The 26,772-nt window shown below is 38.0% G+C and carries 24 protein-coding genes, 2 tRNA genes and 3 pseudogenes; 10 read left to right on the forward strand and 19 right to left on the reverse strand.

Features of this window, described 5'->3' with window-relative positions:
* Positions 1-42 precede the first annotated feature (42 nt).
* The 5 genes from C4S38_RS12830 to proC all read right to left on the reverse strand — a co-directional run bounded on the left by C4S38_RS12830 (position 43) and on the right by proC (position 8,607).
* Positions 43-1,215 carry an AGE family epimerase/isomerase gene (locus tag C4S38_RS12830; protein ID WP_099464056.1) on the reverse strand — a complete coding sequence of 391 codons (1,173 nt, stop codon included), beginning with the start codon at positions 1,213-1,215 and terminating at the stop codon, positions 43-45.
* 128 nt (positions 1,216-1,343) lie between these two features.
* Positions 1,344-2,549, reverse strand: coding sequence for an ROK family transcriptional regulator (locus tag C4S38_RS12835; protein WP_099463457.1), 1,206 nt, complete (start codon positions 2,547-2,549; stop codon positions 1,344-1,346).
* Positions 2,550-2,711: 162 nt separating this feature from the next.
* Positions 2,712-4,331 carry a SusD/RagB family nutrient-binding outer membrane lipoprotein gene (locus tag C4S38_RS12840; RefSeq protein WP_099463456.1) on the reverse strand — a complete coding sequence of 540 codons (1,620 nt, stop codon included), beginning with the start codon at positions 4,329-4,331 and terminating at the stop codon, positions 2,712-2,714.
* 14 nt (positions 4,332-4,345) lie between these two features.
* Positions 4,346-7,471, reverse strand: a complete 3,126-nt coding sequence (locus tag C4S38_RS12845) for a SusC/RagA family TonB-linked outer membrane protein (RefSeq protein WP_103984042.1) — start codon at positions 7,469-7,471, stop codon at positions 4,346-4,348.
* Positions 7,472-7,803: 332 nt separating this feature from the next.
* A complete protein-coding gene (proC, locus tag C4S38_RS12850) occupies positions 7,804-8,607 on the reverse strand; it encodes a pyrroline-5-carboxylate reductase (RefSeq protein ID WP_099463454.1) in 804 nt (267 codons plus the stop codon).
* A gap of 108 nt (positions 8,608-8,715) precedes the next feature.
* Between proC and C4S38_RS12855 the strand changes: the two genes are divergently transcribed.
* Positions 8,716-9,903 carry a C1 family peptidase gene (locus C4S38_RS12855; RefSeq protein ID WP_099463453.1) on the forward strand — a complete coding sequence of 396 codons (1,188 nt, stop codon included), beginning with the start codon at positions 8,716-8,718 and terminating at the stop codon, positions 9,901-9,903.
* Positions 9,904-9,993: 90 nt separating this feature from the next.
* Here C4S38_RS12855 and C4S38_RS12860 read toward each other — a convergent pair whose 3' ends face one another.
* The 7 genes and pseudogenes from C4S38_RS12860 to C4S38_RS12890 all read right to left on the reverse strand — a co-directional run bounded on the left by C4S38_RS12860 (position 9,994) and on the right by C4S38_RS12890 (position 15,399).
* The gene (locus C4S38_RS12860) at positions 9,994-10,593 is read right to left on the reverse strand and encodes a copper resistance protein NlpE N-terminal domain-containing protein (RefSeq protein ID WP_099463452.1); all 600 of its coding nucleotides are present in this window, start codon (positions 10,591-10,593) and stop codon (positions 9,994-9,996) included.
* Positions 10,594-10,722: 129 nt separating this feature from the next.
* Positions 10,723-10,926, reverse strand: a pseudogene (locus C4S38_RS16105) (mechanosensitive ion channel family protein); the annotation flags it as partial.
* A gap of 67 nt (positions 10,927-10,993) precedes the next feature.
* Complete coding sequence (locus C4S38_RS12870; RefSeq protein ID WP_099463451.1) at positions 10,994-12,121, reverse strand: aspartate aminotransferase family protein; 1,128 nt, start codon at positions 12,119-12,121, stop codon at positions 10,994-10,996.
* Positions 12,122-12,136: 15 nt separating this feature from the next.
* Complete coding sequence (gene argC, locus C4S38_RS12875; RefSeq protein WP_099463450.1) at positions 12,137-13,105, reverse strand: N-acetyl-gamma-glutamyl-phosphate reductase; 969 nt, start codon at positions 13,103-13,105, stop codon at positions 12,137-12,139.
* A gap of 3 nt (positions 13,106-13,108) precedes the next feature.
* On the reverse strand, positions 13,109-14,308 hold the full coding sequence (locus C4S38_RS12880) for an argininosuccinate synthase (protein ID WP_103984043.1): 1,200 nt from the start codon (positions 14,306-14,308) through the stop codon (positions 13,109-13,111).
* Between the two features lie 14 nt (positions 14,309-14,322).
* Complete coding sequence (locus C4S38_RS12885; protein WP_103984044.1) at positions 14,323-14,898, reverse strand: GNAT family N-acetyltransferase; 576 nt, start codon at positions 14,896-14,898, stop codon at positions 14,323-14,325.
* 57 nt (positions 14,899-14,955) lie between these two features.
* Positions 14,956-15,399, reverse strand: coding sequence for an arginine repressor (locus C4S38_RS12890; RefSeq protein WP_099463447.1), 444 nt, complete (start codon positions 15,397-15,399; stop codon positions 14,956-14,958).
* A gap of 238 nt (positions 15,400-15,637) precedes the next feature.
* On the opposite strand from C4S38_RS12890, the gene C4S38_RS12895 reads away from it, so the two are divergent.
* The gene (locus tag C4S38_RS12895) at positions 15,638-16,432 is read left to right on the forward strand and encodes a M48 family metallopeptidase (protein WP_103984045.1); all 795 of its coding nucleotides are present in this window, start codon (positions 15,638-15,640) and stop codon (positions 16,430-16,432) included.
* A 36-nt stretch (positions 16,433-16,468) separates the two neighbouring features.
* Here C4S38_RS12895 and C4S38_RS12900 read toward each other — a convergent pair whose 3' ends face one another.
* On the reverse strand, positions 16,469-18,262 hold the full coding sequence (locus C4S38_RS12900; protein ID WP_103984046.1) for a MutS-related protein: 1,794 nt from the start codon (positions 18,260-18,262) through the stop codon (positions 16,469-16,471).
* 61 nt (positions 18,263-18,323) lie between these two features.
* On the opposite strand from C4S38_RS12900, the gene C4S38_RS15745 reads away from it, so the two are divergent.
* The 4 genes and pseudogenes from C4S38_RS15745 to C4S38_RS16110 all read left to right on the forward strand — a co-directional run bounded on the left by C4S38_RS15745 (position 18,324) and on the right by C4S38_RS16110 (position 20,178).
* The gene (locus C4S38_RS15745; protein ID WP_146059486.1) at positions 18,324-18,479 is read left to right on the forward strand and encodes an ATP-binding protein; all 156 of its coding nucleotides are present in this window, start codon (positions 18,324-18,326) and stop codon (positions 18,477-18,479) included.
* A gap of 129 nt (positions 18,480-18,608) precedes the next feature.
* Complete coding sequence (locus C4S38_RS12905) at positions 18,609-19,442, forward strand: phospholipase A (RefSeq protein ID WP_099463443.1); 834 nt, start codon at positions 18,609-18,611, stop codon at positions 19,440-19,442.
* A 187-nt stretch (positions 19,443-19,629) separates the two neighbouring features.
* Positions 19,630-20,007, forward strand: a pseudogene (locus C4S38_RS12910) (carboxyl transferase domain-containing protein); the annotation flags it as partial.
* Positions 19,987-20,178 (forward strand): biotin/lipoyl-containing protein, encoded by a 192-nt coding sequence (locus C4S38_RS16110; protein WP_262497706.1) that lies wholly within the window; start codon positions 19,987-19,989, stop codon positions 20,176-20,178. The pseudogene C4S38_RS12910 and the gene C4S38_RS16110, both read left to right, overlap by 21 nt.
* 580 nt (positions 20,179-20,758) lie before the next feature.
* On the opposite strand, the gene C4S38_RS12915 is transcribed toward C4S38_RS16110, so the two are convergent.
* Both C4S38_RS12915 and C4S38_RS12920 read right to left on the reverse strand, forming a co-directional pair.
* A complete protein-coding gene (locus C4S38_RS12915) occupies positions 20,759-21,187 on the reverse strand; it encodes a helix-turn-helix domain-containing protein (protein ID WP_103984047.1) in 429 nt (142 codons plus the stop codon).
* Between the two features lie 69 nt (positions 21,188-21,256).
* On the reverse strand, positions 21,257-21,580 hold the full coding sequence (locus C4S38_RS12920; RefSeq protein WP_103984048.1) for a cupin domain-containing protein: 324 nt from the start codon (positions 21,578-21,580) through the stop codon (positions 21,257-21,259).
* Between the two features lie 132 nt (positions 21,581-21,712).
* Between C4S38_RS12920 and C4S38_RS12925 the strand changes: the two genes are divergently transcribed.
* The 3 genes from C4S38_RS12925 to C4S38_RS12935 all read left to right on the forward strand — a co-directional run bounded on the left by C4S38_RS12925 (position 21,713) and on the right by C4S38_RS12935 (position 23,880).
* Positions 21,713-22,099, forward strand: coding sequence for a VOC family protein (locus tag C4S38_RS12925; protein ID WP_394340856.1), 387 nt, complete (start codon positions 21,713-21,715; stop codon positions 22,097-22,099).
* Positions 22,100-22,186: 87 nt separating this feature from the next.
* On the forward strand, positions 22,187-22,942 hold the full coding sequence (locus C4S38_RS12930) for a PHP domain-containing protein (protein ID WP_146059487.1): 756 nt from the start codon (positions 22,187-22,189) through the stop codon (positions 22,940-22,942).
* 23 nt (positions 22,943-22,965) lie between these two features.
* Entirely contained in the window at positions 22,966-23,880 is a 915-nt protein-coding gene (locus tag C4S38_RS12935; protein ID WP_103984050.1) for a sugar phosphate isomerase/epimerase family protein, read from the forward strand.
* 208 nt (positions 23,881-24,088) lie between these two features.
* On the opposite strand, the pseudogene C4S38_RS12940 reads toward C4S38_RS12935, so the two are convergent.
* Both C4S38_RS12940 and C4S38_RS12945 read right to left on the reverse strand, forming a co-directional pair.
* A pseudogene (locus C4S38_RS12940) lies at positions 24,089-24,526 on the reverse strand (Arm DNA-binding domain-containing protein); the annotation flags it as partial.
* Positions 24,527-24,776: 250 nt separating this feature from the next.
* A tRNA-Phe gene (locus C4S38_RS12945) sits at positions 24,777-24,849 on the reverse strand.
* A 180-nt stretch (positions 24,850-25,029) separates the two neighbouring features.
* On the opposite strand from C4S38_RS12945, the gene C4S38_RS12950 reads away from it, so the two are divergent.
* A tRNA-Pro gene (locus tag C4S38_RS12950) sits at positions 25,030-25,103 on the forward strand.
* Between the two features lie 45 nt (positions 25,104-25,148).
* On the opposite strand, the gene C4S38_RS12955 is transcribed toward C4S38_RS12950, so the two are convergent.
* Complete coding sequence (locus tag C4S38_RS12955) at positions 25,149-26,372, reverse strand: sugar MFS transporter (RefSeq protein WP_103984051.1); 1,224 nt, start codon at positions 26,370-26,372, stop codon at positions 25,149-25,151.
* On the reverse strand, positions 26,356-26,724 hold the full coding sequence (locus tag C4S38_RS12960) for an L-rhamnose mutarotase (protein WP_103984052.1): 369 nt from the start codon (positions 26,722-26,724) through the stop codon (positions 26,356-26,358). The genes C4S38_RS12955 and C4S38_RS12960 overlap by 17 nt, the downstream gene beginning before the upstream one ends.
* Between the last annotated feature and the right edge of the window lie 48 nt (positions 26,725-26,772).

Raw genomic sequence — 26,772 nt, forward strand, 5'->3', positions numbered from 1 at the left:
AATCGTGGTTAATATGTCTTTGTGTGATGTAAAGGCTTGATTTTATTTCAAGCCTTTACATTTTTCCATTATTTGCCAGCACTGATACATTCCTCTCGGAACGTGGAAGCATCCTTTCCATTTTCCACCTTTCAATGGTAAAAGCACTTCACCTTGACGATTCAGATAACCGTACCATTCCGGGTATTCGGGATCTTTAAAATGAGCCCATGAGTAATCTTGAACTTTGCTGAACCAGTCTAGACATTCTTTGTTGCCGGTTAATGCATATCCTTTAGACATACAAATCATTGTTTCGATGTGTACCCACCAAAGTTTTTGATCCCATTCCAATTGTTGTGGAGGATAGTTTAAACGGTCCATGAAATAGAAAATACCTCCGTATTTTTCATCCCATCCTTTTTTGACCATTTTCAAAGAAATGTCAACTGCTTTTTGAATTAACTCCGGACGGTTTAGGCGAACACCTAAGTCCATAATAAACCACATTGCTTCAATTGAATGCCCAGGATTAAGAACACGGCCTTCAAAAGAATCAGAAAGTTTTTCGTCGGCAGTTACATTTTCGACAACAAGTCCTAATTCTGGACGGTAGAACACATCTAAAACTTCATGCAGACATACATCTATTGTCTTAGACATTGTTTCTTCGTCCAATAAGTGTTCTATTTCAAGAGAGAGATTGCACATGATCATTGGCAAAGCAAAATTTTTCAGATCCCTGCTACCTGGCATTAATTTATTCCATTTGCCTTTAGGGTTATCCATCTTAGACAGGATTTTCTGATATGTGGTTTTTGCTATATCTTCATACTCTTTGTTACCTGTTGCTAAGCTAAGTTGGCCAAATGCCATGGCTGCAAATGTATATGAGAAAATATTATACGGAGCTACTAATGGTTTTCCATCTCTTGTTAATGAAAAATACCAGTTGTAATTTCCATCATGTCCATATTTTTTTAAAAATTCTCCTCCCTGGATTGCGCAATCCAGCCATTCTTGTTTTTTTTCTACTTTATTATATAAGTAGGAGAAGAGCCAAACCTCTCTGCCCTGCAGCCAGATAAATTTATCAGTGTCAAAAACATCTCCTTCACGTGTCAAGCATGTGAAATAACCTCCGTATTTGTGGTCTTGTGATTTTTCCAGCCAGAAAGGAACTACATTATCTAATAATTCGCTTTTGTATTTTTCCGCTAATTGTTTAAAATCCATATTAAATCCTCCTATTTCTTTTTCCATATTAAATCTTATTGCGCATTATTTTTATGTGTGCAACAAATATAAATGAAATATTTTAATAAATATGTATAAAGAAACAGGAAAGATTAATAAATTAATTTTTATAACATATCAAGTACTTTACTTCTTGAAAGATAACAGGCACCTAATAATCCTGCACGTTCGCCAAGTTTTGAAATTATTAAATTAGTATCTTGATTTACGAGATTAAGAGAGTATTTGCGAATAGCACTTTTGATAGGGAGACGAATGTAGTCTTGTGTTTGTGAAATAGGACCACCTAAAATTACGAGTTCCGGATTGAAAATATTAATAAGTCCGGCAATCCAACGTCCTAAATTATTGCCTACATATTCCAATACTTCAATAGATAAAACGTCTTCTTTTAATACGGCATCTACAAAATCGGATAATGTAATATCTCCATCACCTTCTATTTTATCGGAAAGAATTGTTGTGCTTCCTTGGGCATAGCGTTCCTGTAATATTCGTTGAATGGCATATCCTGAAGCTTCTGTTTCCAGACATCCTTTTTTGCCACATTTGCAAATGATTTCATTATCGAAAGCACTTATATGACCGAATTCCCCTGAAAATCCGGATTTGCCATAATATAATTTTCCGTCTGTTATAATTCCAGCTCCGAGCCCCCAGTTTATATTGATAAACAGAATGTCTTTTTCTCCTTTTACTGAACCTGCCATGTACTCTCCATACATCATGGCCCGTGAATCATTTTCCAGATTAACAGGGATGTGTATGTATTCTTCTATAATTTGTGAGAGCGGTCGTTCGTTAAAGTAGAAATAGCTATAAGAATATCCGGACAGTGAATTAATCCGCCCTGTCATATTAACTCCGACTTGTAAAATTTTATTTTTCTCGATAGGAAGGTTATTTATATACGTTTCTATGATAGAACATAATTGTTCTAGCGCCTCCGGGGTGTTTTCTAATATATAAGGGATAATATCGTTTTGATCGATTATTTTACCATTAAAATCAATAGTTGCAAGTAAAACCCGTTTCCTTTGTACGTCTACGCCGACAAAATATCCGGATTCAGGATTTAATCCGTAGATGTTGGGTTTACGTCCACCATTTGTGTTTTGTTTGCCGGAATCAAGAAGGTAACCATCTTCCAGCAATTCCATGATAAGTTTGGTAACAGTAGGGACACTTAATTCCATCTCTTTAGATATGTCGGCAATGGAAGAGTTGCCTGATAGAATAAGGTACTGAATGATTCGCTTTTTTAGCGCTGCATTTTTTGAATTGCTATCCGTAAAAGAAAAATTTGTAGCCATATTTTGTCGTTTTTATAAGCGAATGCTAGTTTCGCTATCCATATCGGCCAAAGTTAAAATATATTTCCTTTCTTTTTAATATTTTCGGATATCTTTTTAAAAAAAACGCATGGATTAATGTTAATCCATGCGTTTCTCAATTAAATATTTATATAGAATAAATTATTTATATCTGCCGGTATCCCACCAAACTCTTACGTTTTGTCCATCACCTTTACCTTGGTTCAGACTAGGATCTTTTGAGTTGGGATTTAAAGATTGTTCGTCATCGATATAACGAAGCTTTTTGATGAATGTTCCTTTTGGAAGTAAATCTAAATCACTTTCTACAACAGGTGTGAAATCTGGGTAACCTGTACGGCGGAATTCAGACCAGGCTTCTACGCCATTCGGATAGATACCGATCCATTTTTGAGTAATAATTCTTTTTAATTTACCTTCAAAGTCCGCACCTTCATCCCATTTAACATTACCACCATTGATATATGCATCGTCGTTGTCGGTTGTATAAACAGTTGGATCTGCATTTTCACGAGCCTCTGCAAATGAAGCACGAATACCTGCTTCGTAATTTGCTTTAGCATCACCAGCTCCTGCCCATCCGCGGATTGCAGCTTCAGCTTTCAAGAAACAAACTTCTGCATAATTGAAAACAATGAACGGTTTTGTAACCTGTGCATAGTATGAGCTTGGAGCAGTCACTTTTGAACCTTTTGGATTTGAATTCCAGTTGCCGCAAGAGTTATATCCCCAAATACAAGAGGTGTTTTCTGGCAAATAATCAGGATATTTGTCTTTGTTGTTCATCATACTTGCAGGAAGTCCGTTAGGGAGTCCTCTCCATCTTACATCAGAAGTTCCGTTTACATATCCTTCTGTTTGGCTGAAATGTAGTGGCAGACGTGGGTCCTCAATGCTACTTTCATTCAACATTACGTCTATGATTGTTTTACTTACACGGAATTCGTTCCAGAAGCTGATACACCATAATGAGTGTCCGTTGCTTCTTGTATCCTGTTTTATTCCTGCTGTATCATCATTGCCTTCCATTAATACATCTTTAAGAGCTTTCTCTCCTTCTGCTTTTGCCTTTTCAGGATCTATATATGAAAGACGCATGGCTAGACGCAGACGAACTGAGTTACCTAATTTTATCCATTTATCCAGGTCTCCACCGTAAATAATATCAGATGTTCCGTATTTACTTTGAAGTTCATCGTTTTTATTTGCTTTTAGACTTGCAATAGCTTCATCCAGTTCTTTGAATAAGTCGTAGTAAATATCCTTTTGACTATCGTACTTAGGTGATAAAGTACCTTGACCTGCTTCGAAGTATGGTATGTCTCCAAATACGTCTGTTGTTCTTGAAGCTACCATCGTACCTAGAATACGCATAACCTGATACATGTTGCTATATTCCGGGTGTTGTTCCAAAGAATTTTTTGTAGAATACAAGTTATTTGCAAAATACAAATAATAAGCCTTCCAGTAAGCGTCCTTTACCCAGCTGTCTTTCCAGTCATAACGATCTGTAGGAAATCCGGTGGAAGAACAAGCTATATATTGTGCATACTGATTGGTATGTAAATTTTCACCAACCTGATATTCCCATGAACGACAATTGAAACCATACTCCTGCATCTTTGGCAAAAGAAGCGACGGACTTACTGCCGTTGGCTTTTGGGGATCTACATTCATATCATCAAAGTTCCCAGTACAACTGGTTAAAATGCCCGCGGCCAAACCGATGATTAATGTTATTTTTTGTTTGAACATTTTCATAATAAATTGTGAAATTAGAATTTAACATTAAGGGTAAAACCAAGTGAACGAGTTGAAGGCAATGCTGCATATTCAAATGCTTGTGCATAGTCTGAACGGCCGAATGAAGATTCTGGATTTATTGGAGCATTTTTGAAAATGTAGAATAAATCACGACCAACTGCTGAAAGTTTTACACTTTGTATAGGTAGATTTCTTAACCATGCTTTTGGCAATGTATAGCCAATTGATAATTCACGAAGTTTTACGTAAGAAGCATCGTATAGATATTCTTCGGCAACACCGTAAGCTCCACCTACTGCAGACCAGTATGTTTGAGCACTAACTGTTTGGGTATTTTCTTTTCCTGTACTTTTTACGATACCGTTTACTACTATTTCATTTTCACGATCAAGAGTTCTAGCAGAAGTACCAGCTGCTGTTGCGTATGCGTCAGTAGTTGAAATAAAGTCGCCTCCGCAACGAATATCAATTAAAGCATTCAAAGAAAGATTTTTCCATCTTAAAGAAGTGCTGAATGAACCGGTCCAGTCCGGAGTCATATTTCCGACAATTTTGTTCGATTCTTTGATAGGTAGACCATTGTCACCAATAAGCAAGCGACCATTTGCATCGCGTTCATATCCGTTACCCATGATGTCTCCATAACGACCGCCTTCTTTAACGATAACTTTACCGATACGGGTTTCTTCTCCAATAGTGAATTGTTTTAAGCTCGGATCGAGTTCAATACATTTTGTACGGTTTAATCCCCAGTTTAAAGTTACATCCCAAGTCCAGTCTTTTGTTTGGATCGGTGTACCTGTTAATGAAACTTCCCAACCATAACTCTTCATCTTACCGGCATTGATCAGCTTTTCAGAGTAACCGGAAGATATAGGAACTGCAACTTTCAGAATCTGGTTTAATGTATTCGCGTTATAATATGTCAAGTCGAAACCTAAACGGCCATTAAACATACGGAACTCAGTACCAACTTCGAAAGAACGGGTATCTTCCGGTTTCAGGTTTGTCAATAGGAATACTGTTGCAGCTGTTGCATTTAATATTTCACCATTTGTTTTATTCAGTGAATAGACACTTAATAATTGATATGGATTAGTGTCGTTACCTACTTGAGCATAAGATGCACGAAGTTTCCAGAATGAAATTTGCTCCGGTAATGTTAATATTTCAGACATGATTCCAGACAAACTTACAGAAGGGTAAAAATAAGAACGGTTATTTGCTGGTAATGTAGAAGACCAGTCGTTACGGGCTGTAACATCTAAATAAAGTTTACTTTTCCATCCAACAGTTGCATTTCCCAATACGGAATTTACATGTTTGTTACTGTAACCTTCAGATGTGGTTTGGTTATTACCATTACTTAAAGCAACCAAGTGAGGAATACTGAAATAACCGGATGAACCATTTACATTGTTCCATTTAAAGCTGGTCATTGCTGCACCCAAATTGGCAGTAACTGAAAAATCACCAAACTGTTTATTGAAGTTAGCCATCAAATCGGCATTGAATTCTTGGTTCGTTGCCATAGTGTGGGTATAAGACGTTGATGTATATGTTTGGGTGTAAGAACCGTAATTTCTGATTTGGTCATGATACCAGTCAATACCAACACGTCCTGTTATCTTTAAATAATCAGTGATTTTACCAACCAATTGCAATTTTCCAATAATACGATTACGGTCGTCTCTGTTTCCATTTTCAGACATTGTATCTGTATATGGATTTCTGTGTTCATTACTTTGGCCTGACCAGTTCACTGTATATCCGTCTAATCCGACAGGATCTTTCAAATCAGACAAACGAATACCACGCGGCATAGTGATAAGAGATCTCATGATACCGTATTCTCCTAATGCCGGACGATTTTCACCTTTTTGGCGCATGTAATTAACTTTTGCGCTTATGTCAATGTATTTGCCTTTTAATTCAGCTCCAAGGTCATAATATTGTTTGTTCAAAGAATGTCCGGGAGTGATACCCTCGTTTCTTGAATCTGAGAAAGAGAAACGGGCTGTTGCTGTTTCAGAACCTCCGGATGCAGTCAAAGTATTAGTGTAATTGACGCCTGTACGATAGAAATCATCGATATAGCTGTTTTGAGGTAGTAGTGCGTTTTGTGCATCATAACGGCTATCTTTATAAATACCGTTAGGGCCACGCCAATTGTCTACCATTTGGCCAGTCATTTTAGGACCCCAGCTTTCGGTTGCACCTACTGTGTAAGTACCACCAGAACCTTGTCCGTAAACATTTTGGTATTCGTAAGAATCGTAGGCTTTGCTAAAATGGATGTTTCCGTTATATTCTAACTGTAATTTTCCGGATTGCCCTTTTTTTGTAGTTACAATAATAACTCCGTTTTGTGCACGAGAACCATACATAGCAGCGGCATTGGCACCTTTTAGCACGGAAATACTTTCAATGTCTTCTGGGTTAATTTCGGAAGCAGCACCAGAGTAGTCGATACCACCCCATTGGTTTGCATCGCCGGTTTGTTTGTCACTGATAGGCATACCGTCTACAACCCATAGCGGTTGGTTGTTACCGCTCAAAGATGTTGTACCACGTAATATAACACGGGTAGAACCTCCGACGCCTGTCGCTGATTGAGAAATTTGTACACCTGCAACTTTACCTTGTAGCATGTTTGCTACACTTTCAGAACGGACTTCTGCCATGCTTTCGGCTTTAATTTCCTGCATAGCATAACCCAACGCTTTCTTTTCGCGTTTGATACCAAGAGCAGTTACAACAACTTCGTCGAGTTCTTCAACTGTTGAAGACAAAACAACATTGATGTTGTTTTGATTATTAACTGCTACATCAGTAGTTTTGTAACCGATAAAAGACACCTCAAGAATAGCATTTGCCGGAGCTTGCATAGAAAAGTTCCCGTCGAAGTCTGTTGTAGTACCGATGTTTGTTCCTTTTACTACGACGTTTGCTCCTGGAATGGTTTCTCCATTTCTGTCTTTTACTGTACCCTTTACAACAATTTCTTTTTGTTGTGAGACTGTTACTCCTTCAGAAGGAATAACTGCGTTCGCATTAATTGTTCCAATGCCGGATAAGAGCCCGCAGATCAATGCTGTTTGAACGAGCTTTTTCCTTTGTTTGACATTTTTACTCATACAAGGTTATTTTTATAAGTGGATAATTTGCATACTCGCTTGTATGCTGTGATTTTCTTTTTATTGATGGTAGTTTTTGTTCAAAACAATTTATTTGTCAAATATTTTAATAAATGACGCTGCGAATATAATATGTTTTGAAAACAAAATTTGTATTTTAAATGTTAAAATTTAACGCGATGTGCGCTTTTAACATTCTCGAAAGGTGAGATTTTTTTTATTTGCCTGTTACTCAATGTGGTTTCGGAAGAAAGAAAAATAAAATTGTTTGTTATTTCAACAGGTTATATCGAATGCTAATCAATCTTATTTTTCTTTCTGTTTTTTTTGTTTTATTTACTAGCTTTTAAGCCTCTTATTACTGCTGATGTAAATCCGGATAATTCCATTTCATTCAAGCCTTTAATCGTAATTCCCCCTGGAGTGGTTACTTTATCTATTTCGGCTTCAGGATTACTTTTGTTTTCGATTAATAGATCTACGGCTCCTTTAACAGTATGTACAACAATTTCTTGTGCCTGTTTTGGATAAAAACCTAATTCCACACCGCCTTCTATTGCAGCTCGAATGTAACGGAGTGCAAATGCTATACCGCTGGAAGCTAAAGCTGTGCCCGCAGCCATTAATCGTTCATCTATTAATAAAGTATTTCCTAATTCATTAAATATATTAAGAATTGAATTTGTTTGTTCCTGGGATGCATTATAGGCTGCTATGAAAGTCATACTGCTGAGAACTTCGATTGCCGTATTGGGCATAATTCGAAAAATTGCAGGAGCGACAGCATTATCACAATCAATATCCTTGATGAGAAAATTGTTTAATTCTTCAAAGGTGATGCCTGCTGCTACAGATACGATAATTTGTTTTTCATAATTAAGTACGGGTTTGATTTCGTTGATAACTGTAGCTACACGCCACGGTTTAACAGCAATTATGATGATATCGGCATTACTTACAGCTTCAATATTGTTATGGGTAAGAATAAAATCAGGATTAATGTCCCTCATTTTATTTAATGTGTCTTCCGATTGGGCTGTACAAATAATGTCAGATGCTTTGAATATAGAACTTTGAGCCAGGCCCCGCCCGATAGCTCCTCCTATATTTCCCGAACCTATAATTGCTATTTTCATTTGTTGCTTATTTAATTAATAATCATCTTCGATACAAAAGTATATAAAATAAATCTATTACATTTGCAAACAAGATTAATTGCTAATAAAAAAATCAATAACAGAAAGATGAAGAAACTTATCGCCGCTGGTTTATTGCTGGCATGTTCGCTTACAACATTGAGTGCACAGGATGCAAAGGGAGAATATGTTTTTACTCCCGTTAAAGAATTGAAAATTACTCCGGTTAAAAATCAAAATCGTACAGGAACATGCTGGTGTTTTTCAACATTAGGATTTCTTGAATCAGAATTACTCCGTATGGGAAAAGGAGAATATGATCTTTCGGAAATGTATATTGTGAATCATTCTTATAAAGATAAAGCGGATAAATTTGTGCGTTTACATGGTAAGCTGAATTTTGCCCAGGGCGGTTCTTTTGAGGATGTTTTATATGCCTGGAAGAATTATGGTATTGTTCCGGAAGAAGTTATGACTGGTTTGCAGTATGGCGAAGATATGCATGCTCACAGTGAAATGGAACAAGTGGCAACTGCATATCTGAATGCTTTGATTAAAAATCCGAATGGAAAACTGTCTACTGCATGGCAGAAAGGATTCGACGGTATTATTGATGCTTATCTGGGAGAATTTCCTAAAACATTTACTTATAAAGGCAAAGAATATACACCTATAAGTTTTGCTAAAGAATTAGGGCTTAATATGGATGATTATGTATCGTTGACATCTTTTACTCATCATCCTTTTTATACGACTTTCCCGATAGAGGTAGAAGATAACTGGCGTTGGGCCGATTCATATAATTTACCGATCGACGAATTGATGGAAGTTTTTGATAACGCTATTAATACGGGCTATACTATTGCTTGGGGGTCTGATGTTAGCGAGAAAGGTTATACTCGTAATGGTATTGGTGTTATTCCTGATATTGAATCATTGGAACGCAGTGGTTCTGACCAAGATCGTTGGTTAGGCCTGACTAAAAAAGAGAAAGATGAAGAAATCAAAAAAATGTTGGAGAAGCCTTGTGATGAACTAACTATTACTCAGGAAATGCGCCAGACTGCTTATGATAATTATCAAACAACCGATGATCATGGTATGCAGATATACGGTATTGCAAAAGATCAAAATGGTAAGAAGTTTTATATGGTGAAGAACTCTTGGGGCACGGATAATAAGTACAAAGGAACTTGGTATGTTTCCGAACCTTTTGTGAAATACAAAACAATGAATATTGTTGTTCACAAAGATGCTTTGCCAAAAGCTATCAGAACTAAGTTGGGAATTAAATAATATACATTAGATTATAAAAATGAAAAGAGGCTTTCTCTGTAATTACAGGGAATAGCCTCTTTTCTATATATACAAAGATGTGCTGCTTTATTATTGTACTTCTGTTAATACATAACTTATATCACCGGATACCGGCTGTAGTTGTTCATCTAACATAATAAGTGTATTTCCACTTACCAGGAAATAAATAATCTGACTACCATCGCTTGGAATAAGAGCATATACTGTTGCATTTGCATCAGCAGGAGTTCCTTTCTTTACCTGTCTTTTTCCGGTAGAACTATACGTTTTACTTTGTCCGTTGTCTTCAGTGAGATAAACTGCATCCATTTCATAAACGCCATTGTCGGTGTCATCTTGTTGATAATACATAGTCAGATCGTAATCAACTTCGGGAGCATTTTGAGCATTCGAAGCAGCAGCTTTTTTATTTGTTACTTTGCCTTTATACTTCTTTTGGATTACGGCACCTTTTTTCGGCTCAGCTTTTAATGAATCGCGCATATTGACAGGCTTGGCTGTCTTTTCTTTCATCGAAGGAATGATAGGTACAGCAACTTCCACCGGGACAGCTTCGGCTACTGTTACGCTTTCTTCTTCTACTTCAACGGGAACATTTTGTTGGGATTTATTCCCGCTACATGCAGCCAAAAGTCCCAGGGCTGCTACAGCGATAAAATACTTTTTCATTTACATTGTGTTTTAAAGTGACGTTTGGGGATATAACAAAAGTTCCCCTGTATTTTGTTTTACAGAGGAACAATTTTAACTATTTCTAAATTCGTTCGTTTATTATTTTGCTGTAGGCTTTACTGCATCAACAGAGATACCTTGAAATACTCTAGAGTCTGAACCTGGCAGATAAGGATAGATCATGGCAATCATAAATGCGTAAAGAAGAAACCGGATTATATTTAATGAGGGTTGGGCCCAGTCCGGATAAAAACCTGTGATTTTTAATTTTTCCGATTCAATTTCGTTTGCGATATATTGAAGTCCTTTTATTTTGTATTTGATGCAATAAATTGTATCATAAAAGCCGTTGTCCGGAAATATCCAGACAGCGGCTTTATATTAAATAAAGAACTAATTAAGCGTTGAGAACTTTCTTGAAACGTTTCATAAACTCTTGTGCTTCTGCCATGCTGAGGCAAAGAGGAGGAAGTAAACGGATTGTATTTGTCCCGGCTACACCTGTGAATACTTTCTCTTCAAACAGCAGCTTGCTGCGCACTTCTTTGATCGACTTTTCAAATTCGATACCGATCATCAAACCACGTCCGCGTACTTCTTTGATTCCTGGTAGTTTATGTAATTCATCTAATAGATATGCACCTACCTTGGAAGCGTTGCCTATCAGATTTTCAGTCTCCATAATGTCGAGTACTGCAATGGCAGCAGCACAAGCCAGGTGGTTTCCGCCGAATGTTGTTCCCAACATGCCGTAAACAGGCTTAAACATCGGACTGATAAGCAATCCACTCATCGGAAAACCATTACCTATACCTTTTGCTACGGTGATTAGATCCGGTTTGATACCTGCATATTGGTGTGCGAAGAACTTTCCGCTACGTCCATAGCCGGATTGTATTTCGTCTAGAATAAGACAGGCTTCGTATTGGGAACACAGGGCACGTAAATCCTGCATGAACTTATCTGTAGGTAGCTGTATTCCGCCTACGCCCTGAATGCCCTCGATGATGACGGATGAAACTCCGCCTTTTTTTAACTCCGCTTCTACAGCGGCAATGTCGTTGATGGGCAGATAGGTTACAGCAAGGTCTTCATTTACCGGGGCGATGATTTTCGGGTTGTCGGTAACACGTACTGCGGCCGATGTACGACCGTGGAAAGCATGCTTAAAAGCCAGGACACGTTTCTTTCCATTATGAAAAGAAGCCAGTTTTAGGGCATTTTCGTTTGCTTCTGCTCCAGAGTTGATCAGGAAAAGCGAATAATCATCATATCCGCAAGCTTTTCCTAATTTGTCCGCCAGTTTTTGTTGTAGGCTATTGATTACTGAATTGGAATAAAAGCCTAACTTATTTACTTGCTCTGTGATTGCTTTTACATAAGCGGGATGGCTGTGTCCAACGGAAATAACAGCATGCCCGCCATAAAGATCGAGGTATTCGGTACCTTGGGCATCCCATACGTGGCAACCTTTTCCCTTTACGATCTCTATATTGAATAATGGATATACGTCGAATAAATTCATAATGGATGATGTTTGTTAAAATGCTGATGGCTTCAAATGCAGCCCTACGGTTTCTTCCAGGCCGAACAGTAAGTTCATGTTGTGCACTGCTTGTCCGCTGGCACCTTTCAGCAGATTGTCTATCATTGAAATGATGAGGAGTTTATCGCCATGCTTTTCCAGATGAATAAGACATTTATTAGTATTAACCACTTGTTTCAGATCCGGGTTCTTTTCTGTCAGGAAAGTGAACGAATGATCATCGTAGTACTCTTCGTATATACGCTTGATTTCGTTTAGTTCAATCTTGCAATCCAGATAAGTCGTGGCAAAGATTCCACGGGAGAAATTACCTCTTACCGGAATGAAGTTGATAGCACTGCTGAAACTGTTCTGTAATTGTTGCAGGCTTTGTCCTATTTCTGCCAGATGCTGATGTGTAAATGGTTTATATATTGATATATTATCATTGCGCCAGCTGAAATGTGATGTTGACGAAGGTTTTACGCCTGCTCCGGTAGAACCGGTTATTGCATTTACGTGAAGTTCGGAATTCAACATCAGATGTTTGGCCAGAGGCAAAACACCCAACTGAATGCAGGTAGCAAAACATCCTGGGTTTGCAATATGTTTTGAACCGCAGATACGGCGGCGGTTCAGTTCCGGCAATCCATAAACAAAATCGTGTTCATCGCTTTTGATACGGTAATCCATACTAAGGTCGATAATCTTCACATTTTCCGGAACCGTATTATTTTCCATGAACTTTTTTGTATCGCCGTGGGCAGTACAGAAGAAAAGCAAATCGATACTGTCCAATGGAAGCTGGTCGGTAAAGCGCATATCAGTTTCACCATAAAGACCGCCGTGTACATCGGTAATAAGGTTGCCAGCGTTACTGGTACTGTTTACAAATACAATTTCGGCATCCGGATGATTAAGCAGCAGGCGGACCAATTCTCCTGCCGTATAACCTGCACCTCCTATAATTCCAATTTTAATCATGTCTTAAATCTCTTCGTCTTTATGGTTTGTATAATAAACGCGGAGCGGAGTGGAAGTAACCTTGATGAAGCCCTTTGCGTCTTCGGCCGTCCAGCCTTTTTGCATTTCGCCATATTCGCCGAATTTGGTTTTTACCAGGTCGTCTTGGGATTCCACGCCTACAGTAGAGAATGACAACGGACGAAGTTCAAGAATAACCGTTCCGTTTACATTACGTTGTGATTCCAGCAACATGGCTTCGATGTCGCGCATAACCGGTTCTAAGTACTGGCTTTCATGCAAAAACATGCCGTACCAGTTGGCAACTTGGTCTTTCCAGTATTGCTGCCATTTACTCAAGGTGTATTTTTCAAGGAAGCGGTGTGCACCGATAATCAGCATCGGGGCGGCGGCTTCAAAACCTACGCGGCCTTTGATTCCGATAATTGTGTCACCCACATGCATATCACGGCCTATACCATAAGCGGAGCCGATCTCTTCTATTTTTTGAATAGCTTTGATTTTATCTTCAAACACTTCTCCGTTTATGGCATGAACTTCACCGTTTTTGAATTCGATACGGAGTTGTTCGCTGCCGGTTTTAGTAACCTGTTTTAAATAAGCACTTTCGGGCAAACCCTGGGCTGAGTCAAGTATTTCGCCTCCGCAGATAGATGTACCCCATAAACCTACGTTATATGAATATTTCAACTTGGTGAAATCTGCCACAAAGCCGTGTTCTTTCAGGTAGTTGATTTCGTAGTCGCGCGTCAGTGCCATATCACGCGTCAGCGTGATGATTTCTACATTCGGAGCCAGAACAAGGAAAGTCATGTCAAAACGGATCTGGTCGTTTCCTGCACCTGTTGAACCGTGAGCAATGGCATCAGCACCAATTTCATTAGCATAGCGGGCAATGGCTAATGCCTGGAAAATACGTTCTGAACTTACTGAAATAGGATAAGTACCGTTACGGAGAACGTTTCCGAATACCATATATTTAAGGCTCTTTTCGTAATATTCTTTTGTTACGTCAATTGTAACATATTTGGTTGCGCCCAGTTTGTAGGCATTTTCTTCATTTTGCTTTAATTGTTCTGCACTGAAACCGCCAGTGTTGGCACATGCTGCATATACTTCATATCCTTTTTCCTTTGCCAGATACATCACTGTGAAAGAGGTATCAAGACCGCCGCTAAATGCAACTACTACTACTTTCTTCATTTTATTATATTGTTTTATTTATTATTCTTGTGTTCTGAATTGTCTTTATGTTTTTCCGGGTCGTAAAGCATGGCTGTGCAAATACAGAATTTACGTTGTTTTTCCATCAATATATGGTGGTTAATGCAACCCTCGCATCCATGCCAGAAAGCATCGTCGTCTGTCAGTTCGTCGAATGTTACAGGAACATATCCCAAAGCTGTATTCATTTTCATAACAGCGGCGCCCGAAGTCAGACTGAATATCTTAGCCTTCGGCCATCGTAAGCGGGCCAGGGCAAATGACGCGTCTTTAATACGCTTTGCCAATCCCAGGCCACGGAATTTTTCAACAACGATAAGTCCGGATGTTGCCACATACTGCTTATTTCCCCATGATTCGATGTAGGTGAAACCTGCAAATTCATCACCTGCAAGAGCAATGATTGCTTTTCCTTCCTTCATTTTTTGAGCAACATATTCGTGTGTACGTTTGGCAATACCGGTTCCGCGTACTTTAGCAGCAGCTTCTATTGTCTCTAAAACGATATCAACATATACTTCGTGTGAAGCATCGGCTACCATAACATCAATTTCTACTCCTTGTTCCATTGTATTTGTTTGTTCTTAATCTACTTGTTTGTGTGCGGATATTATTCCGTTGTTACCTTATATAAAATTCGATAGAGCTTTTATGATCCTGTTCCGGCTAATGCCTTCGCGAGGAATGATCAAGATTGTATCGTCACCGGCAATTGTTGCCAATATTTCTTGCGGGGCATGTGTATCGATGTCCGAAGCAATTCCCATTGCATAACCCGGGCGTGTTTTTACAACGGCCAGATTACCCGAAAACTCGATGTTAGGATGGCTATGACCCAAATCTTGATCTGATTGCATAAGTGCTGCATGCTCCGGTAAACGATATACATAATTTCCATTCCCGTCGTGTACTTTAGCTACTTTCAGTTGCTTGATGTCGCGTGAAAGGGTTGCTTGAGTAGTGGAAAATCCGCTTGATGTCAATGATCTGAGCAATTCTTCCTGATTACTTATAGCTTCCGTTTGTATGATGCGGCAAATAGCGTCCAATCGTTCTTTTTTAGTACTCATATTGTATATTTATGCAAACAGGCTGCAAATATAAATCGAATAATTGAATAAATATACATTTTGGTACTTGTTTTTGATATAATTTATTCATCCCGATGATTTCACAAAATCATCGGGATGAAATTGGAAAAAGATCGGGGAGATTTAAAATACATCCAAACCCCCGGATTCTTTGTTATACTATTATCAAAGATACATTATCTTTGTATTTGGAAGAAACAACAAAAAGATAAAAGTTATGAAAAAGGTTGCAAGTTTATTGTGTGCCCTGTTGATTCTTGCGGGCTGTTCCAGTGTGCCCCTGACAGGTCGTAAACAGGTTTTATTGGTTTCGGATCAGGAAGTGTTGTCATCTAGTCTGACCCAATACAATGATTATATTAAAACGGCAAAGAAATCTGCAAACAAGTCGCAGAATGATATGGTGACGCGTGTTGGTAAGAAGATCGCGGCTGCAACGGAAACCTATTTAAAAGCTAATGGCATGGAAAATGAGATTAAGAATTTTAAATGGGAGTTTAACTTGGTAAAAGACCCTCAGGTCAATGCCTTTTGTATGCCGGGTGGAAAAATTGTGGTATATGAGGGATTATTGCCATTAGTTTCATCAGATGATGAATTGGCTGTTGTTCTGGGACACGAAGTGGCTCATGCAGTTGCCAAACATAGTAATGAGCGGATGAGCCAGCAATTGATGACTCAATACGGTGCTGCTATTCTGGGCGCCGCTGTTAGTAATAAAAGTACGGCTGTACAGCAAATGGCTAATACTGTGTATGGAGTAGGATCTCAATATGGAGTGATGCTTCCCTTTTCGCGTAAACATGAATCGGAGGCCGATTATATGGGATTAGTGTTTATGACTATGGCCGGATATAATCCGGATGTGGCTGTTAATTTCTGGCAGAAAATGTCGGCAGGCAAAGGAGGAGCAACGCCCGAATTTATGAGTACTCACCCGAGTGATTCGCATCGAATAGCCGATATTCAGAAAGAATTGCCGGGAATAAAGGCAAAATATGGGAAAAAATAACTGAAGCCTGTTTGGATTTCATTCGGATGGATTATTTTAAATGGTAATTCCCATTCTCTTCATCAGGAAACAGGCATTCATATTTTCGGCAATTCCTTCGCGCAGCTTGTAAGAAAAAGATAATTCGTCATCTTTTATATCAGCTTCGAAGCGATAATTTTTTATTTGTTCCGGAAATTCCTTTTCGAGGTTTCCAAGTACTAAATCGTGGGTTGCAATAATTCCGCAAGTCTTGTATGATACTAATTGTTTCATCAAAGCGATGGAACCTTTTTGTTTGTCAATGGAGTTTGTCCCTTTTAATATTTCATCCAGAATAATGAATAGCTTTTCACCTTGTTGCAAGCGGTCTATTATCATTTTCAGCCTTTTCAATTCGGCAAAGAAGTAAGATTCGTTGCTTACTAAAGAATCGGAAGTACGCAAGCTGGTAACCATCTTTGCCGGGTAAACTGTGAGCGACTCTGCATATACGGGAGTTCCTATGCAGGCCAATAAATAGTTGACACCGACTGTTCTCAGGTAGGTGCTTTTACCGGCCATATTTGCTCCGGTAATAATCAGGAACCACGGGCTTTTTTCGATGTTGATATCGTTTTTGATACAAACATCCCGGTTTAACAAAGGATGCCCGAGAGCTTTGCCTTCCATCTCGAAGTAATTGTTTGCAATATCAGGGTAGATATAATCAGGATGATTAAAAGCAAAACCTCCTAATGAACTGAGTGCGTCAAAATGGGCAAGGGCATCGATCCAGTGTTTGATATGGTCTGCATGTTCCATCTTCCATTTTTCCAGAGAAATAGCAAAGCGCGTATCACGTAGATACAGAATGTTAAGTATGATTCCGGCAGCACTAAACCGTTGATCCAATCCTCCGATATATTGGGACAGTTTCTTTATCGTATGCGATGCCGTCCCATCAGTGTGGGATAGTTCTTTACTGATTGATATTAACTCGCTTGATTGAAACTGATCTCCTTCAATGCTTTCCATCAACTTTGAATAAATGGAGAATATCTTATTCATTTTATCAACGGAATTATACAGGTTGTTGATTTGCTTGCTACGGAGATAAGCTATAAATAGACTTATTAACAAGTATATACTTAGTACGGAGTAACTGATGATATTCAACAGGCAGGCGGTAGTGATAAGCAACCATAAGCCGGGAACAATCCATACAAGGGCTTTCCATAACGGACTGTTGGCAAACATAAGTTTGCCATTAACCAGCGTAGAGAGCATTTGCAGGTCATTTTTGCTTCCTGTTTGTTTGATACCGGTCACGTAAAAATGCTGTCGCAAACCGGATAGGGTGGAGAGTTCTTTTACGGCTTCCTGACGCTTTAATATTGCTTCTTTTTGTGTCAACGGACTCATAAACCAGCTTGCCAAAAGTTCGCGTCCGAATATTGTTACAGTACGGTTGACGGATTGAAATATGGAACGGTTGCCGAATAAATCCAGATCAAGGCTGAAATCGTGTTCGGACGAACTTTTCTCAGGTGCCCCGTCGAAAGCACTGAAATCATAATCCAGTCCATTCAGTTCGTTTGTATTTAATTTGATTAGCGCTTCGGAATACTCTTTCTTGGCATATAATTTATTGTGATACCACATCAATAAAGCGAAAGGAATAATAAATGCAATTGTAACAATAGTTAGCAACAACGGGCTTTCGTTCCTGAGTAACCATATACAACAAATAAGCGCTGCAACCAGTGCTAAACGGATGCTTCCCATTAGATGGATTTTCTTTTTTAAGCTGTTCGAGCGCCGTGTATAGGCTTCTATATTTTCTTTGTAAAAACTATATACATTTTTCATGGAGCAAACTTACACAAATAAAAGAATATAACAGCACCGAAACTTTTTGATTTAATTGTTTATGGAGATATATAAACAAAATGATGAAGACCTGGGGACGGGCTTAGGGCTTTCTATTTGCTCGCTTATTGCCGAAAAACTGGGCGGATATTTGGATTTGCATAGCCGTTTTTCTATTCAATTACCTTATGATGAAAAGCCGAATAAGATGAACTAAGTTATTTAATTTTGGTTTATATAAATACATCGTAGGTGAAATGACTACAACTCATGTTATTTAAGCCAAAAATTCTGGTGGCATTTCTCCTATATTTGCGGATAAATTAGAAATGCTTGAAGTTTGTTTATGAAAAAGACCGTTTTAACATGCTTGCTTTTTTTCTTCTGTGGTGGTGCTTTTTCCCAGGTTCTGATACATGACCCAGAAGAAAGTTATAATGCCGATAGTGTACGTGCTGTATTGGATAAGATGTCTTATTTTACTTTGTTTAAAGATAACTATTTTATTGGCGGAACTACGATCGGGCATAAACCTACGGCAACCAATTCGGATGTGAAATTCCAGTTGAGTATTGCCCAGCGTCTTACTAAAAGTAAATTACCTTTTGACACTTATCTTTTCCTGCAATATACACAAAAAGCCTTTTGGAATGTTTTCCAGAGTTCTCTTCCCATGCGCGACCTTAATTTTAACCCCGGAATAGGATTGGGGCATCTTATTATACATCATAATAAATATATAGGAAAAGGTTATCTGATGCTGGAACATGAATCTAATGGGAAAGACAGCACGGCTTCGCGAAGTTGGAACAGGATAACATTTGCTGCAGCTGTAGTCCTTAATAATAATTGGGAAACTCAGTTTAGTACATGGATTCCTATTGTCGATGGCAAGTATAATAAAGACTTGTTGAAATATAAAGGTATATTCCAAATGGCAGTAAATTACCGTACCAATAATAAACGGTTCAACTGTGGTCTGATTTTGACGAAACGCAAGACTTGGCTCAGTTTTAATACCCAGTTGGAGCTGAGTTACAAATTTAATAACAACGAAAACCAATATCTATTCCTTCAGTACTATAATGGCTATGGCGAAGGCTTACTCGATTATAATAAGTTCAAAAGCATGTTGCGTATTGGCATTGTAATTAAGCCACAGGATTTTAGTATCTATTAGCAGAAAACACTTTAATAGATTCTTTCTATTGGATAATAGATGAACTATATTCAACTCTTGGATGTTTTGATAATAAAGCCCTGTAAATTTATAGGATAAAAATATCGGAGCACCATGAAAGAAAGAATTGAACAATTAAAGTCTCTAAACCACCAGGCAGAGTTAGGAGGCGGAGAAGATCGCATAGCCAAACAACAATATGGAAGAACCTCCTTTTGTGCCGACTTCAGACAGTCCGAACCGCACCGATCCGCAATTGGATTTATTAGTACCCACCAATCCGAACCAACCATATGATATAAAGGAATTGATTCTCTCTGTGGCAGACGACAATAATTTCTTTGAAGTGCAGGAAGAATATGCAAAAAATATTGTCATCGGTTACATTCGACTGAATGGAAAAACGATTGGCGTTGTTGCTAACCAGCCCGCAGCATTAGCCGGAACTTTGGACATAAATGCGTCGGTAAAAGCTGCCCGTTTTGTGCGCTTTTGTGATGCATTTAATATTCCGTTGCTTACTTTAGTGGATGTTCCGGGGTTCTTGCCGGGAGTTATTCAGAAAGTTTATGTAAAGACCGGAGATGAGGTAAAAATCGGCACTCCTTTGTGTGTACTTGTTGCCATGAAGATGGAGAACGAGATCCGAAGCCCGATAGATGGAATAGTAAGAGATGTATATGTTACTGAATCGAACAAGGTTTTGGTAAATGATAAAATGCTTGTAGTAGAATAATCGGTAAATCCCCGGATGTTAAATTTCCGGAGATTTTTTCAAGACTAAAATTGTCCACGATTTAGCACTACGGAAGTGCGTAATTTTGCCAAAAATATGCGGATTATGGGAAAAAGAAAATCCCTGAAGTATTTAATTTTCAGAGATTAGCCAAATTTGAAGTCTTTTAAAAGTGGTGCCACCAGGAATCGGAAATCGGTTTGTACAACACTATTTCTCAATAAGTTATATCTTTATTACGATGTTAGTCCTTTGAATAAGGTTTTCACAGCTTTGCACCATTCAACACAATTTTGTGTCTTAGGTTTGATTTCTGCGTGTAAAAGTAGATATTTATTTAGAATTATCAATATTTCCAAGAACTTTTTTTAGCTTTTACTATATTTTCAAAAACTACATTATCTTCTATGGAAACAAAAGTATTATCTATTGATTAATAGTTGTTTAAAAAGAACAAAGAGTAACGAGCAACAATTTGGAAACGAGTAAAATGCTTTATTTAGCCTATATTTCTCGTTCTTTAAAAACTACCAATATAATTATTCTGTTATAAAGTTTTATTATTGATGTTTTTACAACTTTATTGCTCACAACGATATTGAGAAGGAGAACATCCTTTGTGTTTCTTGAATACACGGTTAAAATATGGAATGTCAGTAAAACCTACATGGTAACATATTTCTGATATTGATATATTTTCTTGTTTTAATAATTGGCAAGCTAGTTTTATCCTATATTCATTTAAATAAGTAATGAAAGTTTTTCCTATAGATTGTTTGAAAAATGTGCAAAAAGCCGATTTATTCATTCCAACATGACGAACAACATCGTCAAGGGAAATATTCCTATATGCATTACAAATTACAAAAATACGTATCATGTCCAGTCGTTCCTGTTTCCTGTCTTTCTCTTTATACTTTCCTACAGTATGAGTTTTATCTGCCAATGGCAAAATAGCTAATAATCTTATTAATGAGGAAAGGCGTTCCACATCATTTTGTTTATACATTGATTTTAAAATAGATGCGATGGTTATAGATTGGGAATCATTATATTTTAGAGCTTCTTGATTTTTTTTTTAATTTTCAATATATTGGTGCAGTTCTGGAAAATTTAGTGAACAATGATCAAGAAATTCATTAGTAAATGACAGTGTGATGTTTACTATTTTACCCTCTGTATCAGTATTATTGCCATTAAAATACCAGCAATGGGGGATTTCAGGCGGTATTATCACGACTTCACCACTTTGAAACGGTTCTGTAGTATCTCCAATAAGTTTTATACCGGAACCTATGACAATAAGTGTCAATTCCCATGAAGATTGTCTATGCAGCCCTATTTGCTCTGTGGGAGAAAGTCGAACGTAATCATACGAAAATGATTGTTTTTCCAATAACATTGTTTTATATTTATATTGTTGCAAGTAATTAGAGAATATAAATACATATGCAAATATAAGACAATCTTTATGGAAAATGGAACAAATATATAGATTTGCCATGAATTAACTTTGCCTGCAAAAAATATAGCAATGATTAAGTTAGATCACATGGCGATGTATGTGCATGATTTAGAGAATATGAAAAATTTTTTTGTTCGTTTCTTCTCTGCGCAAGCCAATCAAATGTATTATAATCTTAAAACAGGATTAAGAACCTATTTTTTAACTTTTGCAGATGGTTCACGATTAGAAATCATGAATCGTCCCGAAGTCCTCATTCAGGAAAAGGAGATGTTTCCAAGTGGATATACTCATATCGCTTTTTCTGTAGGTAGCAAAGAAGTTGTAGACGATCTTACTCATATATTGAGAAATAATGGGTATACAGTGATTAGTGGTCCTCGGAAAACAGGTGATGGGTATTATGAAAGCTGTATACAGGGACCTGAAAATAATCTTATTGAAATAACGGAATAGACATAAATTATGGACAGAAAAACTTTTCTACAAATATCCGGGTTACTCTGTGCAAGTACTTTTTTGAATATAAATTTTGCGGCAGAAATGGAGAGTTCGAAGTATAAAACAATGGATAAATTCAAGTTCCCCATGATGGATTTACATGTTCACCGTTCCGAAAATCTAACGATTGAGGATATTGTTGCCAAATCCCAACAGCTAAATATGAAAATCGGCGTCATGGAAAATATTGCCCCGTGGGGTATTACCAACGATGCTCAATTAAAAGAATATATCAACGCAATAAAACCGTATCCAGTTTATATCGGTTTGCAGCCTATGAGTCCGGGATGGTCGAAAAATTTATCTTCCGAATTAATAGCGCAGGCTGATTATATAGCTATGGATCCGCAAATTGTAACAAAAGGAAATGGCTATGGGGAAACAATCATGTTATGGGAATATGATGCATATATAGATGACCCGGATGAATTTATGAAACGTAACATGCAACATTACATGGATATTCTTACCGGAAGTGAGCCGTTGGATGTATTTGCTTGTCCTCTTTTTCTCCCTTGTTGCATACAAAGGAAATACGACATCCTTTGGACAAAGAAGAGGTTACAGCAAATTGTTGATGCTGCTCGTTCAAGAGATATTGCAATAGAAATAAACGATACAGCACATGTCCCACATGAAGATTTCATTTTAATGGCAAAAAAAGCAGGATTAAAATTCGTTTTTGGCTCCGATTCACGAAACCATACGGTAGGAAGACTTGATTATTGTAAGCGCATCGCTCAAAGGTGCAATCTTACAGAAGAAGATTTTTTTATACCTAAAAGATATAGATCATAGTAATTATTAATTTAAAATAGGATATGGAGAGAAATAGTATTTTTAAAGTATTTTCAATTCTTGTTGTAGCAATTCTACTTATAAAGTCTGAAGCAGTATTTGCAAAAGATAAAAAAATTGGCATCCAACTTTATTCAGTTATGGATGCTATGAAAAAAGACCCTCAAACATCTATCAATCGACTTACACGTATGGGGTATAATGTTTTTGAACTGGTACAATGGGGAGGCGATCCCAATGTATTCGGAATGCCAGCTAATGAATTTAAATCAATTTGTAATCAGTCCGGTGCAGAAATTATTTCTACTCATTCCAGTATTCAAGAAGAAATAGGTAAAGAAAATGAAATCATGAACCGTTGGCGTCAACTTTTTGAGATTCAAAAAGCATGTGGGGGAAAATATTTCATCATACCAAGTTATCAAGTAAATTATACGGTGACAGAAGTACAACGTATGTGCGATTACTTTAATCGAATGGGGAAAATTGCAGCCGAATACGGACTTAAACTTGGCTATCATAACCATGCTTCAGAATACAACAAGTTAAAAGATAGCGATGATGTCATGTGGGAATATTTAGTTGAGCATACAGACCCTGAGTTGGTTTGTTTTGAATTAGATGTTTATTGGTGTACCATAGGTGGCAAATCCCCCGTAGTGTACCTGCAAAAATATCCTAAACGCATACAAATCCTGCATATTAAAGATGAATTTGTTATCGGTGAAAGTGGGTTAATAGACTTTGAAAATATTTTCAAGCAATTTTATAAAAACAAGATGAATGATTATGTGGTCGAAATTGAAACCCCAAAGAAATTGCGTGAAAAGACAAACGTTGACGGCAGTGTATACACATCAGAACAAATTATGGAAGAGATATTTGAGGCTGCACATAAAAGTATTGAATATTTGAAAAAAGCAAAATTTGTAAAATGAGGATAGAATTATAATTCTTTTATTGTTACATTATTTTGTTAATACACAGTCGAGTAGAGTTCAAAACGGAATTATACTCGGCTGTTTATTGTTTTAGTAATATTATGTAACATAACTATTTATATAATGAAACAATTATTGCAACAGAGATTTTTTTCGGCTATTGTCGGAATACTCATAATGTAAGGCTTCTGCGGATGAATTGACACTCCATGAGATATTTCAGGCAGTTATCGTAACGTCTTACGGTGATGTCGGCATAGTCCGTCCCGATTAGCTTCCGGCAGTTGTCGTTATGCTCCTTGAATACATTATATAATGTCTTGAAAGTTTCGTCTTTCCCCTGATAGCGGTTTACTATGGCACGGGCAGAAATAATCTTTCCCTCCAACTCCAAGTCTTGATAGATTTGGTAGAACTTCACACGCAAGGCATCAATATAATGGTTAAGTTCTACTGAATTGCGGTCTTTACCTGTCGATTTCTCTTTTTCCTGCGACCAGAGTGGGACTTTGACGCTCCGTTTTAGTTGAAGTTCCACGTATAAGCGGTCATAAGTGACACGCACACGCACGGGTGCTTCCCCGTTTTTTAACAGTTTGCTACGCTTGATGAAGAACAACACGCTGAATCTTTTTCTTTCCATACGGTTCAATTTTTAATGATACAAGTTAGGGAATCGAACCGAGAACCCTGTTATGTAAAATAGCGCAACGTGCTGTAAAAGAATGAAGTAACACTTCTATTGTGGAACATTCCGGGCTTTTAAAAACCGTCCCTTGAATAAGGACGTGCCGTCTGCTTCAATCCCACTTATTTTGCCTGTTCTTGGAAATAAAAAATCCCTGAACTTCTTTGAAATTCAGGGATTTACATCGTTTTGCCTTCTTAAAAAGTGGTGCCACCAGGAATCGAACCGGGGACACAAGGATTTTCAGTCCTTTGCTCTACCAACTGAGCTATGGCACCTTGTTTTGATTACGGGTGCAAAGGTAAACATTGTTTTCAATTTTACAAGAGTTCGTTGGAAAAAAATAGAATTGTGCTAAAAGGGAGAGAAGTGATGGATTGTTTTTTGAAAAAAAATGGCAGATTTTATTTGCAGGTTTGATTTTATTACTACCTTTGCAGCCGTAATAATAAAAGCAACGGGATGTAGCACAGTTGGCTAGCGCGCCACGTTCGGGACGTGGAGGTCGGAAGTTCGAGTCTTCTCATCCCGACTAGGAAAAAAGGGTAGGAACAAACAATGTTCTTACCCTTTTTTGTTATGGATTTGTTTTATGGCATCGGACTGCAAAATAAAATATATAAATGAAAGCTACTAATGGAACAAAGAAACCAATTGCCATATTGGCTTCTCCTATGTACCCCATCAACATAGGACTGAATGCTCCGCCAGCTACCCCCATTACAATATAGGAGGAGGCTTTTTTCGTATATACGCCCATACCTTCAAGACCTAATGCAAAGATGGTGGGAAACATGATAGACATGAAGAAAAAGGATAGGTAGAGGGCATAGAGGGAGATACTGCCTAATGTAGCGGTGACGAGGCTCATGCAGATTATGTTGGCTAACGAAAACCATGTGAGCAGATGGTTTGGCGACATCCATTTCATGGTGAAGCTACCAGTAAGGCGACCTACCATAAATAAGGCCATACCTCCGAAGGCCAGTATCCGGGAGGCTTCGATGTTGCTTGTTTGAGGATCGGTTTCGGTAACATAGTTGATGAAAAAACTGAATATTCCGGTTTGTGCTGCACAATAACAGAATTGGGCAATGACGGCACGAACAAATTGCCGGTGTTTCCAAATTGATGTTTTTTTGCCGGATTCGGAGATTGCGGTGTCGTTAGCTGTTTTTATTTCAGGTAATTTGGTGAAGATGAATAACAAGGCTACCAGCAATACGATACTGCCTACTAATATATATGGCTTTGTAAGTGCGAACGAATCATTTTCGGGTGCACCGAATATAAGCAAGCCACCTACTAACGGACCTAATATCCATCCTAAACCATTGAATGATTGAGAAAGGTTGAGGCGTTGGGCAGCCGATTGGGCAGGGCCTAAAACTGTTGAGTAAGGATTGGCTGCTGTTTCGAGTATGCAAAGGCCGCATGCAATGATAAACAGAGCTATGAGAAAAGGGGTAGCCGAATGCAAGAAGGCAGCGGGAATAAAAGCAAATGCACCGCCTGCAAAGAGCAATAGCCCGAGGATGATACCTTTTTTATATCCATACCGTTTCATAAATGCTCCTGCAGGAAGAGCCATGAGGAAATAGGCTATATAAGTAGAAAATTGTACGAGTCCGCTTTGGGCTTTTGTCATAGTAAAAACGCCCTGGAAGTGTTTGTTGAGTACGTCAAGTAGTCCGTGGGCAAATCCCCAAAGTAAAAACAGGCTTGTAATAAGTATGAAAGGTATAAGATAGTTTTTTCCATTTGGTGCGGAAACCAGTGATTGTTTATTTGTTGTCTTCATTTAATTTATTAGGTTGTGGTAATTTGAAAATACATTCCATACGCTGCCATTTTTCGGAAGAATTGCTTCCTGGTGCGGCTTTTTGGAACTGGTCTACAAAGGCTTCCCACTCGGCCTGTTTTTCCATTGTCGCTAAACGGGCGAATGCAGTGTTCCAATCGAAATCGTCGGGAGTTTCTACAATCATGAACAGACGCGTGCCAAGACGATAGATTTCCATATTCAGGATACCAACGGCTCGGATGCCTTGGGGAATTTCTGGCCAGATATGTTCCGGTGAATGCCAGTGGGTGTATTCCTGGATAAGATTTTCATCGTCTTTCAGGTCTAAAGTCTGACAGTATCTTTTCATTACTAACTATGTTTTTTTATGAATTGACAAACATACTAAAAATCTTTG

This window comes from Parabacteroides chinchillae (assembly GCF_900108035.1).
Taxonomy (GTDB): domain Bacteria; phylum Bacteroidota; class Bacteroidia; order Bacteroidales; family Tannerellaceae; genus Parabacteroides; species Parabacteroides chinchillae.